This window comes from Shewanella septentrionalis (assembly GCF_025370265.1).
Taxonomy (GTDB): domain Bacteria; phylum Pseudomonadota; class Gammaproteobacteria; order Enterobacterales; family Shewanellaceae; genus Shewanella; species Shewanella hafniensis.
On the sequence record NZ_JAMTCC010000007.1, the window covers coordinates 20,152 to 32,973 of the forward strand.

Here is a 12,822-nt window from a genome sequence, read left to right on the forward strand (position 1 = left end):
TATGTTCGATGCAATGTTTATTGGTCTATCGACCGCGTTTGAATTGCAAAACCTCATGTATGTGGTCTTAGGCTGCTTGGTCGGTACTGTGATCGGTATGCTGCCGGGATTAGGGCCGATCACAGCTATCGCTCTGATGATCCCAGTGACTTACAGCATTGGCCCCAGTTCAGGGATGATCTTAATGGCGGGCGTGTACTACGGCGCTATTTTTGGTGGGTCGACATCGTCAATTTTGATCAACGCACCGGGCGTAGCGGGAACGGTTGCGACGTCATTCGACGGTTATCCGATGGCGCAAAAAGGCATGGCGGGCAAAGCATTAGCGATTGCCGCCTATGCTTCGTTTACCGGCGGCACTATCGGCGCCATCATGTTGATGGTCGCGGCGCCGCTACTAGCGCAAGTATCACTGAGCTTTCAATCGGGCGATTATGTGGTCTTGATGTTCCTCGGTTTGACGGCCATCGCGGCGTTTTCGAATCGTGGCGATTTCCTCAAGGCTATGATGATGACTCACTTAGGTTTGTTGCTCTCGTCAGTGGGGATCGATCCTTTCTCGGGGATGGAACGTTTCACTTTCGGTCAGCCAGATTTACTCGATGGCATCAGTTTTCTGTTAATCGCTATGGCAACTTTTGCCCTGTCGGAAGCGTTAATGAATGTGATTAAGCCGCCTAAGGCGACCGAAAACATCAATTTTTCGGCGCAGCCCATTGGTAGCACTCGCTTAACCAAAGAGGAAGTGAAAGAGATAGCGCCTGTGATTGGTCGCTCGTCGATTTTCGGTTTCTTGATTGGGGTATTACCGGGCGCAGGTGCAACCATTGCCAGCTTTATGGCCTACGGCACTGAGCGTAATTTATCCCGCGGCGCGAAACGCGATGAGTTCGGTAAGGGCTCGATTCGCGGTGTTGCGGCGCCTGAGTCGGCTAATAATGCGGCCTGTACTGGCTCATTTGTCCCCTTATTAACTTTGGGTATTCCGGGGTCGGGTACCACGGCCATCATGCTCGGTGCATTGATTGCTTATGGTATTCAACCAGGCCCTATGTTGATGCAGGAGCGTCCAGACGTGTTTTGGTCTGTGATTATCTCTATGTATTTTGGCAATATTATTCTGCTGGTACTGAATTTACCGCTGATCCCTTATTTTGCCAAAGTGCTGGCTTTGCCTAAGTCGATTCTGACTGTGATGATCCTGTTCTTCAGTTTGATTGGGGTGTATTTAGTCTCGTTTAATACTTTCGATCTGTTCTTGATGATAGGTTTTGCGATTGTCGCTGTGGTGCTGCGTTTGCTGGCATTCCCAATGGCGCCGCTGCTACTGGGCTTCATCCTCGGTGATATGATTGAGCGTAACTTCCGCCGTGCTATGATCGCTTCCGATGGTTCTTTGAGCTTCCTGTGGGAACGCCCGCTGACGCTGACTATCTTGATTGTGGCAATTGCTATGCTGGCTGTGCCCTTGATCGGTTTTATTCGTAGTCATCGTAGTGATAAATTGGCGAAAGCCTCTTAAGTAAAGGTACGCTAATGAGACGCCCTAAACGCTTAGAAACCTGGTTAATCAGTGGGGTAACTTGCCTGAGTTTGTTGCTGTGCGCCTTATTTGGCGGCATCAGCTATCAAATTTTGAGCCGCAGTATTACTGAGCAATCGGGCGCTAAGGCATTAGGGCTGGCACATGCGGTCGCGACACGGGCCGATGTGATTACCGTTTTGCAAACGGGGCATTCGAGCCCCCAATTATTGGCCGCGATAGAGGGGATACGCCTAGCGTCTAAGGCCGATTTTATCGTGGTGGGCGATACCCATAAATACCGTATCGTGCACCCAGATTCAGATAAAATTGGCAAGAAGATGGAGGGCGGTGACAGCCAAGCGGCATTAGAAGGGGAGTCTTATATCTCCGAGGCGCAGGGCAGTTTAGGTCGCTCTATTCGCGGTAAAGTGCCAGTGTTTGACGAGCAAAGCCAGATTATCGGCTTGGTTTCCGTGGGCTTTTTGAGCCAGTCCGTGGGCGCGTTAATCGATAAACGTATTCCTGAAATCATCATGACAGTCCTAGGAGTGTTACTGATGGGCGTACTGGTGGCTTTTTGGATGGGACGGCAAGTGCGGGAAATGTTGTTCGGCTTGCAACCTGCTGAAATTGGACGTTTATTCGTCGAGCAAGACGCGATTCTTAACACAGTGCGAATGGGTGTGGTGGCATTGGATGCCGATGGCCGTATCCGCAAGTTGAACCAAAGGGCGCGGGAGATCTTAGCCTTATCTCCGACCTGCCAACCTAATACTCTGATGCTGAGTGATTTATTGCCGCAGCACGCCGATTTTCTACTGACGAACCAAAACAAAACCATCAGGGGATTCGAGTTATTTGCCAATGAGCAATGGCTGGTGATGTCGCGGGTGCCGTTTCAGGTGCGGGATCAAAATGATGGCTTGCTGCTGACGATGCGCCCCGCCGATGAGATTGAACGCTTGAGCCAACAACTGGCAAAAGTACAAGAGTTTGCCGAAATGCTCAGAGTGCAAACACATGATTACTCGAATAAACTCCATACCCTAGGCGCATTATTACAGCTCAAAGCCTACGACAAAGCGGTCGAATTTATTGGCCAAGAAAGCCAAGGTTGGCAGGCTCAAATCCATTTATTACTGTCGCAAATCCATGAGCCGACGATCGCGGGATTACTCTTGGGTAAGTATCACAAGGCGAAAGAGCTCAATATTGAGTTTCAAATCAGCCCAGATAGTCAACTTAGCGATGTTCAAGACGCCATTATGCTAGAGCGGATGGTGTCGATTATGGGCAATCTTATCGATAATGCCATTGAGGCCGTGCACAGGGCGAACAATCATAAGCCCCGCCGCGTGGTCGTGACCTTAGATGAAACCGCCTCTAACCTGATTTTTGATGTGGAAGACAGTGGCGATGGGATTTCTAAAACCGAGTACAGCACGATATTCGATCCAGATTACAGCTCTAAGCAGGGGGCGCAGCACGGTGTGGGCATGTATATCGTTAATACTTACCTGTGTGCCTGCCATGGCAGCTTAGAGTTTGCCGACTCAGATTTAGGTGGCGCGCGTTTTTCTGTGTATATTCCCACTAAACCTTTACCTGAAGTAGGTACCGTTTAATGCATACCGTCATGATTGTTGCGGACCAAGTTGCGCGTGTTGCTGAGTTAACCGCGCCGTATTTGTTTCCTGAACTTCTGCCTGAAGTAGGTATTGTTTAATGCATACAGTGATCCTCGTTGAGGATGAAGTCGAAGTTGCCCATTTGGTCGCGCAATATTTGTTCTCGACCAATCGTTATAAAGTGATTGGCATGGCTAGCGATATCAGTACCGCGCGGTCTTTATTGGGCGCCATCACGCCGGACCTCTTACTGCTAGACGTGTATTTACCCGACGGTAATGGTTTGAATTTACTGGCAGAATTACGCAGCCAAGGGATCCGCAGCGAAGTGGTATTGCTCACTGCGGCCAAGGAAGTGCAGATTTTAGAAAAAGCCATGCAGCTGGGCGTGTTCGATTTTTTGGTGAAACCTGTACTCTTGAGCCGGTTAGACCAAGCCCTGAGTCGATTTGAGAGCCGCCAGCTCAAACTTTCTGCCACCGAAGAGCTGACTCAATCCGTAGTCGATGCCTTTATGGAAGTGCCGACAGGGACGACCAAGGCTGCTGCTCGTTTGCCAAAGGGGGTCGACCAATTGACCCTACAGAAAATCCGCGAAGTGTTTGATGCTAAGCCGCAGGATAAACTCACGGCGCAAATGGTGGGTGAAAAGCTAGGCGTTAGCCGTTCTACCGCGCGGCGTTATTTAGAGTTTTTGCTGGAATGCAATGAGCTGGCGGCGGATCAGAGTTATGGTTCTATCGGCCGCCCCGAACGTTGCTACCACAGAGTGCGCTAGTCTTACTATTCAGCTTTCAGCTTTCAGCTTTCATAATTTAGTCCACCTTGACCCTCTCAAGCTGCCACTCTGGCAGCTTAGAGGTTAAGTCTGGGATTATTTTATCGATATCGCCCCGCAAGATAATCAATGGCTCACCGCTAAACGCCCCGTTGGCTAACTGCTGCAGCCTTTTTGACGTTAGCGCCTGCAACTCTGCATTCAGCTTTTGCACATCAACTTGAGTTAATCCTGTCGAAAGTTGTTGGAGATATTGGTTTTCACGCTGAATGCTGCTGTCTTGGCTGAGCACATCCTCACCCATCAAATAGGTTTTAAGTGCATCGATTTCGCCTTGGCTGGCACTTTGGGTTTTAACGAGCGCGAGGTGATCGAGTATGCCCACCACAAACGCGCCCGTATGTTTTATGGCTGTACTGCCGTAAAACTTGATGCTACTGGACAGTGGTGCATTGGCGCACTGGCCGTAAATGCCATAGGTGAGACCGCGTTTTTCCCGCAAATCATAATAGAGTCTGCCCGAAAAACTGCGCCCCATCAGCGCGGACAAACTACGACAGCTTAAGGCGACTTCCTGTGAACTGAGTTGACTCGTCTCGGACATATCGCCTAACTCACTATCAACGGTATGACCTATGGCATGATTTATGGAATGGTCTATGCGATAGTCTATGCGATAGTCTATGCGATAGCCTAGTCGGACTTGAGTTTGCACACTGCCCGGCGCATCGATAAGGTAAATCTTCTTGGTTTGCTTAGGTGTGGTTGTTTCTAGCTTATCGGCTTGCGGTGACGACTTAGGAAAGGATGTCGTCAACAGAGGCCACAGTTTTATGCTGGCTTGAAGATTAAATTCGGCGTTTTTAGCCTGTATATTGGGTAGAAACAGATGCCATTGTGCTTGTGATACCGCCTGCTGCTGGATCTGTTGCAGTTGATTCAGATTAAGTGAATCGAACAGCTCATTATTATTGAGCACTTTATTGTAAGGATGTTCAGGTCCGAGTAGCTTTTCGCGCCACAGTTTATCTATCTCGGCGCCACTAAAGGCATTCAAGTGCTTATTGAGCTTGAGTTGGCGGCGAATATTGTCAATATCGACGGGGGCGGTTGTCGCATCAACAAAGGTATTGGGCTGCCAAAATTGCACTAGCAAGCCGAAGATATGATTAACATCGTCGGGGCAGGTGAGGCTTAGATTTATGCTATGCAAGCTGACGCGAATACCGAAGGTCTCAAGGCAGGGATCTGCGAGATGAATGGCCAGTGCGCGGGCTTTCTCTTGCAAGGCAATCTGTAAAATATTGGGATTATTGAAGGGAGCCTGCGGACTTATCGCCGCTAAACTGACCCTGTTACTTATACTGTTACTGCTTAGAGCATGAGTGCTTTGCACTGAAGCAAGTCTATGTAACTGATAGGGTAAATCCAACTCGGTATGCACTTCATCGCTAAACATTGGATCCGTTGCGGGGATGATGACACCGCTTTCGGGTAAATGATTGTCTAGTGGATAGGGTATTTCAAAGCTGGCTAAGCTTGGCGGTTCAGTCGGCGTAAAGACTATTTGTGTTTGCTGGCAGGCACTCAGTAATAACGCCATAACGCAGCACAATAAGCTTTGTAGTTGTTTAGGTCGTCTATGAGTTACAGGAGTTAGGTTCATCATAATACCGCATCCTCTAGGCTGTCGCTCATATCACCAGGCAGCCATTCCAGCAGCGTTTTTCCCCAGCGAATATACCAAGGTGGCAGTAGGTCGACCCGTACATAGTTTTGAGTAAAATACTGTTTTGCGACTCTTTGGATATCGCCTGCCGTGACAGCATTGATCCGCTGCCACTGCGCGCTAAAGGGATGGTCTTTATCTTGAACAGAGGTCGCCGAAAGCTGCGTGGCTAATGCTTGGGTGTCACTGAGTTGTTGTAATCGATTGTTTAACCACACTTGTTTAAGTGCGCACAGGCTGGTTTCATCCAGAGTCTCTTGCTGTGTTTGTGCGACAAGTCCGAGTACTTTTTCCACTAAGGCATCGAGTGAAGTGCGAGCGCGAGGAACCAAGACAATATTGGCAATCCCATGATTTTCTAACTCAAAGGGCAGGGAATAACTGAGCATCTGCGCGGGATTATGCTGGCTCATTTTAGTAATTGCACTGGCGGTATTTTGAAATAAATAGCCTTCGAGCAGTTGAATCGCCGCCGCATCGGGATGATTTTTACCTACGGTATGCCAAGCGAGCAGTAATCCAGGCCAAGGTCCGCGCTCATCGACTAACTCAGCATGCACTTGTTTAGGCTGGATGTTCAACTCAGTAAATCTAGGCTCAGTCGTCGCAGGTTTAGGCCAAGTCGCAAAATTTTGCTCAATCCATTGCAGGGTTTGTGGGCTTAACTTGCCGACAAGGGAAAGCTGCATCGCATCGGGGCGATAATAAGCACGGTGAAAGGCGGTTAGGCTTTCAGGTGTGGCTTGCAAGATATCTTCGTGACTACCAATAATACCGTGGCCGTAGGGCGTGCCTTGCACTTGGTCGAGTAAGAACGCCATCGCGCTGCGGACATAGGGCTGATTATCTATGGTTTGCGCCATTTCCTGCAGTACGGTTTCCTGCTGATTTTTAACGGTAGTGGCATTAAGGCTTGGACGGATAAAGCGGTCGGCTTCGAGATACAACCCCAGTTCTAATGCTGGGCTTGGCAGCGTCACATAGTAATTGGTGTAGTCAAAATGTGTGCTGGCATTAAAACGTGCACCTAAGGCACTGAGCTGCTGGGCATAGGTATCGCCGGGGGCATTTTCGCTGCCCTTAAATAACATGTGCTCAAACAGATGGGCATAACCGCTTTGGCCCTCAGCTTCGTTGCGGGCGCCTAAATTAAATTGGCTGGCGATTGTGACTGTCTGTTTATCAGCCATGGGCAGTAACCGCACCGTCAAGCCATTTTCGAGTGTGTAGGTTTTTAGGTTTGCTTCGAGCGCGTATAAGGCTTGTGCATTATACTCGGCGCGACATTGTGCCAGCAGCGAATTGCTAAAAGCACTGGTCGCAAGGGCGATAAAAAAGACGATGTGAGTTCTCATAAGTGCATCCTGCCGAGCATATTTTTTGAATTCGTTAAATAACTCATCGAAGCTGAATGCCGTTACTAAGTGGCGATTAACCCATCAACAGGTATCGATACCGATTGCGATGTGGTTAGCGACTGCTCGGATTTCATCGAAATCAGTTGAATAGCATTCAGTTTTTAAAAAGAACTGCTATGATGGCACAGTTCTTTTTCTGGCATAAGTACAAGATATGGTAAGCAGATCCCCGTTCGAATCCTTTCAGTGGAAAAGCGATATTTTTAACTGTGAAAGCACTGATATTGATAATTTTTATCTGCTGCTTGAGCAGGAAATGACCCGTTTGGGCATGGTTGAGAAGAATTTGGGTGAAGTTGGTAAATACAAGGTTAGCTTGTATCAGTCTCCCGCCGCTAAGTCAGGCTTACCTTCTTTATTGATCAGCGCAGGATTTCATGGCGAAGAATCTGCTGGCCCTTGGGGTTTGCTGCATTTTTTGAGTGAAGCTTCAGCAGACCTATTTGAACGGGTGAACTTGAGTTTATTGCCCCTCGTTAATCCAACCGGATTCAGCCGCGGCCATAGATTTAACAAATACGGTGAAAATCCAAATCGCGGTTTTGTATTTGAGAATGGTAAACCTAAAGCCAACGAACATACGTCGGTGGAAGGTAAGTTGTTGTTAGATCATGCGCAGTTACTGATTGCCGCTTGCCGTGACGGTATTTTAACTTGCCACGAAGATGTCTTGAGCCGTGAAGCCTATGTGTATTCTTTTGAGCCAAGCCAAGTGCCAGGACGCTTTAGCCTCGATTTGCGCGATACCTTAGGCGGTTATTTCCCGATTGCTGTGGATGGCGAGATTGATGCGTGTCCTGTGAAGGATGGCTTGATCTTCAATCACTTCGATACGTCGTTTGAAGCGTGTTTAGTGCGAAGCGGTGCCCGTGTGGGTGCTTGTACCGAAACACCAGCGCTGCAAAACTTCGACCAACGCGTATTGGCAAACAGTGCTGCTATGACTCACTTCTTAGCCCTATGTGCACCTTTATGTGATTGATCTTGTTATTCTATTAGGTGTTTAATCATCTAATAAATGACAAAAAAATACCCGCTGATAGCGGGTATTTTTTTAGGTGATATTTGCCAGTGAATTATTGATTAATTCGCATTGGCACACCGGTACGCTCATCGAGCAGCTTTTTGATCACAGAAGAATTTGTGTCAGCTTTAGCGATAAACTTGGCGATATCTCTAGGTAATGAAATCGCGACTGGCTCATTGGATTCAAACTCAGCCACAGTGCGAGACAGAGGTTGATGCACGGCTAAGTAGCGCTTACCGTCTGGCTCTTCAGTTGCTTTAATCGGCTGGTTCACGAATTGTACGCGGGTGCCCACAGGTACAGTCTTGAATAGATGCTCGATATCTTCATGGCGTAAACGCACGCAACCTTGGCTCACACGTAAACCTATACCGAAACTCGCGTTAGTACCGTGAATCGCATACAAATTACCGATATACAGCGCATACAGTCCCATAGGGTTGTCTGGACCCGCTGGCCATACTGCTGGCAGGATTTCACCCTTAGCAGCATATTCTTTACGAATGCGTGGTGTCGGTGTCCAAGTTGGATTGGCACGCTTACGTTGTACTGAGGTTACCCAGTTTTCTGGCGTGTCTTTACCAATCTGGCCAATACCAATAGGCAGGACTTCAACTGTCTTTTTGCCTTTTGGATAGTAGTACAAACGCATTTCAGCCACGTTGATCACTATGCCTTCACGGGGAGCGTTAGGCAGGATCAGTTGTAATGGAATTAACAGTTGGCTACCTGGTTTTGGCAGAAATGGATCTACACCTGGGTTAGCTTCGAGTAAGTTACTGAGACCGAGCTGGTATTTGGCTGCAATATCTTCGAGAGTGTGTTTACCCTCTGGAACCGTATAATACTGGTTCTCGCCAATTAGCCTGCTTTGGGCGGCTGGTAAAGGATATTCCGTTGCTAAAGCGGACAGACTAGGGAAAACCAAAGTCAATAATAAAGCTGTGGTGCGAAGCATACTCATAAGCGGATACTACGATTCCTGTTAATAAAAAAGCGTGTTTAACGCAGCTTTCTCTCTTAAAACGAGAGCGGCAATTTGACGAGCAAAATGCACTGGCGCGCGAAGCTCGCATCCTTCCTTATTTTGGACATTATTTCAACTGAAATATGATCCGTACAGCGTATTTATCGCTTAATTTTTGTTTTAACGGTTTTCCTCGGCGACTAAGATTGTCAGTATTTCGGCTTATCGTTAAAACCTGTGTCTGTACAATTGCCCTATGTGCTGCAAATCCCTGATCTAAGCTGCTGTGTTGCAACGCTTCTATGGTGATCGCTCAGTCTAAAATATTGGCGTTATGCATAGTGTCTTCTTTGATGGCGAATTAAGGGTGGCTGAATTGATGGGTTTTGCGAAACAGCGTTTGCGAGACTTTTTTAAAGTACTTTTCTAACGGGGGTGATGCTCAACCTGACAAAGTCCGCCTAGCTGAGCCGATTGTCGGATAAATGGAGTGAAAACAATTGGCTTGAGGGTGATGTTCGAATATTCGCCGTTTCAGTCGACATTGTTTTGTCTGGTACTGAATTCACTATGATAACCCTAGTTTATACAGGTTTATGAGCTTAATTTTGCTTGAATGATTTAAGTTTACGTTTAGTTTGTTATTTTTAACTGTCTGATATTTATTTATTTTAATTTTTATAAGTCGTGTGAAAATGTTCTGCGGTTCTTTAGGTTTTACGTTAGCCTTTATCTCAAGGTTAATGCAAAGTTACATTTATGGCGTTTTCTATGTAGATGATTGAAATTTAATATTTAACTCTCCAATAATTCGCTATTTTTGTGCTAATATAAAATCATAAAATTGTAAGTTGAGTCATTTTTAACCTCGGTGATTTGTCTATCGTTTAACTAAACAACCTGTATAAGGAGGCGTTTGTGGATGCAAATTCCATCAATAGTTTTTTTCTGATTGGCGCCTTGCTAACTGCAGTGAGTGTTTTACTCAGTCCCATGTCTTCCCGTTTGGGTATCCCGATTCTTTTGATCTTCCTCGCCGTGGGTATTTTGGCCGGTGAAGATGGCCCTGGCGGAATATTGTTTGATGATTATTCCACCGCTTATTTAGTCAGTAACTTAGCGCTAGCTATCATCTTACTCGATGGTGGAATGCGTACCCGTGTCGCCAGTTTTAGGGTGGCACTATGGCCTGCTTTATCGCTAGCGACCTTTGGCGTCGCTATCACAACCAGTATCACTGGCATGATGGCCGCATGGCTGTTTGACTTGCATTGGTTGCAAGGTTTGCTGGTGGGCGCGATTGTGGGCTCAACCGATGCCGCCGCGGTATTCTCCTTATTGAAAGGGCGCAGTCTCAACGAGCGGGTTGGGGCAACCTTAGAAATCGAGTCTGGTAGTAACGACCCTATGGCGGTGTTTTTAACCGTGACGCTGATTGCGATTCTCGCCAATGTGGACACTGAGATGTCCTTCAGCTTTATGTTTATCAGCTTTATTAAGCAATTTGGTCTGGGTATTTGCTTAGGTTTAGGCGGCGGCTGGATGCTGTGGAAGCTGGTTAATTTGAGCAAATTAGCCGACGGCCTGTACTCTATTTTAGTCTTAAGCGGTGGTCTGATTATTTATGCTGCGTCTAACAAACTCGGCGGCAGTGGCATTTTATCGATTTACTTAGTCGGGCTTTTCCTCGGCAATAAGCCGACTCGTGGTCGCCATGCGATTTTAAACGTACTTGATGGCATGACTTGGGTCAGCCAAATCGGTATGTTCTTGGTATTAGGGTTATTGCTTACCCCTTCAGATTTAGTCGATATCCTGATCCCAGGTTTTGCACTGGCATTTGGGATGATTCTATTCGCTCGTCCTGTCGCTGTGTGGATCAGTTTATTGCCCTTTAAGAGCTTCAGCAGTCGCGACCGCTGGTTTATTTCGTGGGTAGGATTACGCGGTGCTGTACCTATCATCTTGGCGGTGTTCCCTATGATGGCGGGCTTACCGGGCGCTCAGTTGTACTTCAACTTAGCCTTCTTCGTCGTATTAGTATCGTTACTGGTTCAAGGTGCGTCTTTGACCACTGCGGCGCGTTTAGCTAAGGTGGAACTGCCCCCAAAGCCGTTGCCCGTTTCGCGTTCGGGAGTTGAAATTTACCCGAGCAGCGAATGGGAAGTGTTTGTCTATCGTTTGAGTGAAAGTAAGTGGTGCATTGGTGAGCCGCTAAAACGCTTAGCTATGCCTGATGGAACACGGATTGCGGCGGTATTTAGGAATGACACTTTACTGCATCCGTCGGGCAGTACTCGCCTCGAAGCGGGAGATATACTCTGTGTGCTGGGTCAGGAGAAAAGTTTAGAAGCCTTAAGTAACCTCTTTAGCCAAGCGCCTGAAAATAAAGAAGTACAACGTTTCTTCGGTGATTTCTTTATTGAAACAGATGTTAAGCTTGCAGATCTCGCACCAATTTATGGCTTGAGTTTAAATAATCTCGCTGACGATATGACAGTTGCCGATCTGGTGGTGTCACAGCTTGGTGCAAACCCTGTGCTGGGCGATCAGTTCCAATGGCAGTCGTTGCATTGGGTGGTGGCGGGGCTGTATGAAGGCAAAGTCACTAACGTGGGTATTCGTTTACCGACTGAGAATGCGCTCTAATTCTATGTGCTAGATGGTCCTTACCATCGAAAGTCACCATAAAAATGCCAGCGTATTTGCTGGCATTTTTTGTATTTAAAAACTGAATGAGTTACTGATATAAAGATTTGTCCGTTGGATCGGGACGGGTCTTAAAGCGGCGATGTAACCACATATATTGGGCGCGGTTTTTATCTATGATGGATTCGATAATCTTGTTACCGCGAATAGCATCGGCTAATTCATCTTCACCGGGGAAATTATCCAGCGGTGGCATCACTTCAATCCGATAGCCCTCATCGCCTTCGGTACGTTCCACAAAAAAGGGCAAGACTTTGGCTTTGCCGAGTTTGGCTAATGTGGTGGCACCCGTAATGGTTGCCGCATCTGGCATGGCATAAAACGGAATAAATACCGCGCTGGAGCGGCCAAAGTCTTGATCGGCCGTGTACCAAATCACATCGGGATTACGCAGGCAACGCACCATTTGGCGTAAGTCGCGTTTAGAAACAAGCCCTTTATTCGAGCGTAAACGGCCTTTAACTTGGAGGTATTCCATCACAGGATTGTTGTGTGGGCGATAAACTCCCACGCCGGGTTGGAATTGGCCGAAGATACGTGCGCCCATTTCCAGCGGTAAACAATGCACTGCAAACAGGATAACGCCGTGGCCAGCATCGAGAGTGTCTTGCACGTGTTCTTTACCTGTGATGCTCATGTGCTGCTGCACTTTTTCATCGGACCACCACCATGCATTGATGGTATCGAAAATGGCTTTGCCCGTTTCTTCAAAGTTACGCTTGAGCAGGGTTTCTCGCTGTGCTTCTGACATTTCAGGGAAGCAAAGGGCCAAGTTACGGCGCGCCGTATGAGTGCGACTGCCAGCAAATTTCATCACTAAGCGACCTAAACCTTTACCCAGTTTCATCTGCCAAGAGAGCGGTAGAAGCTGAGTTAAGCGCATTAAAAATACGCCAAACCACATGGGCCAATGCTTAGGATGATATAAAGAAGATGAAAACTCGGCTTTCTCGACCACAAAAATACTCACTACTTTTGAAAATTACTGCTTATTCTAACTCAATTTTTACTGAAAATTAGGTACAATCACGGTTTAATTTC

General features: G+C 47.3%; 9 protein-coding genes. 5 read left to right on the top strand and 4 right to left on the bottom strand.

Going from position 1 to position 12,822, the window contains the following annotated elements; all coding sequences use genetic code 11:
* The first annotated feature begins 1 nt into the window (after window position 1).
* The 3 genes from NE536_RS05355 (at window position 2) to NE536_RS05365 (ending at window position 3,931) form a co-directional block, all read left to right on the top strand.
* Window positions 2-1,522: a tripartite tricarboxylate transporter permease gene (locus NE536_RS05355; RefSeq protein ID WP_006082911.1), complete on the top strand. Its 1,521-nt coding sequence runs from the start codon at window positions 2-4 to the stop codon at window positions 1,520-1,522.
* Between the two features lie 14 nt (window positions 1,523-1,536).
* The gene (locus NE536_RS05360; protein ID WP_261272035.1) at window positions 1,537-3,150 is read left to right on the top strand and encodes an ATP-binding protein; all 1,614 of its coding nucleotides are present in this window, start codon (window positions 1,537-1,539) and stop codon (window positions 3,148-3,150) included.
* A gap of 100 nt (window positions 3,151-3,250) precedes the next feature.
* The gene (locus tag NE536_RS05365) at window positions 3,251-3,931 is read left to right on the top strand and encodes a response regulator (protein WP_261272036.1); all 681 of its coding nucleotides are present in this window, start codon (window positions 3,251-3,253) and stop codon (window positions 3,929-3,931) included.
* Between the two features lie 37 nt (window positions 3,932-3,968).
* Here NE536_RS05365 and NE536_RS05370 read toward each other — a convergent pair whose 3' ends face one another.
* Window positions 3,969-5,600, bottom strand: coding sequence for a M16 family metallopeptidase (locus NE536_RS05370; protein ID WP_261272037.1), 1,632 nt, complete (start codon window positions 5,598-5,600; stop codon window positions 3,969-3,971).
* Window positions 5,597-7,015 carry a M16 family metallopeptidase gene (locus NE536_RS05375; RefSeq protein WP_261272038.1) on the bottom strand — a complete coding sequence of 473 codons (1,419 nt, stop codon included), beginning with the start codon at window positions 7,013-7,015 and terminating at the stop codon, window positions 5,597-5,599. The genes NE536_RS05370 and NE536_RS05375 overlap by 4 nt, the downstream gene beginning before the upstream one ends.
* Window positions 7,016-7,232: 217 nt before the next feature.
* Here NE536_RS05375 and NE536_RS05380 point away from each other — a divergent pair, with 217 nt between their 5' ends.
* Window positions 7,233-8,060, top strand: coding sequence for an N-acetyl-ornithine deacetylase (locus tag NE536_RS05380; protein WP_006082905.1), 828 nt, complete (start codon window positions 7,233-7,235; stop codon window positions 8,058-8,060).
* A 94-nt stretch (window positions 8,061-8,154) separates the two neighbouring features.
* On the opposite strand, the gene NE536_RS05385 is transcribed toward NE536_RS05380, so the two are convergent.
* Window positions 8,155-9,069 carry a L,D-transpeptidase family protein gene (locus NE536_RS05385; RefSeq protein WP_006085940.1) on the bottom strand — a complete coding sequence of 305 codons (915 nt, stop codon included), beginning with the start codon at window positions 9,067-9,069 and terminating at the stop codon, window positions 8,155-8,157.
* Window positions 9,070-9,990: 921 nt separating this feature from the next.
* On the opposite strand from NE536_RS05385, the gene NE536_RS05390 reads away from it, so the two are divergent.
* The gene (locus tag NE536_RS05390) at window positions 9,991-11,721 is read left to right on the top strand and encodes a potassium/proton antiporter (RefSeq protein ID WP_261272039.1); all 1,731 of its coding nucleotides are present in this window, start codon (window positions 9,991-9,993) and stop codon (window positions 11,719-11,721) included.
* Window positions 11,722-11,812: 91 nt separating this feature from the next.
* On the opposite strand, the gene NE536_RS05395 is transcribed toward NE536_RS05390, so the two are convergent.
* Window positions 11,813-12,739 carry an LpxL/LpxP family Kdo(2)-lipid IV(A) lauroyl/palmitoleoyl acyltransferase gene (locus NE536_RS05395; RefSeq protein WP_220592122.1) on the bottom strand — a complete coding sequence of 309 codons (927 nt, stop codon included), beginning with the start codon at window positions 12,737-12,739 and terminating at the stop codon, window positions 11,813-11,815.
* Window positions 12,740-12,822: the final 83 nt, after the last annotated feature.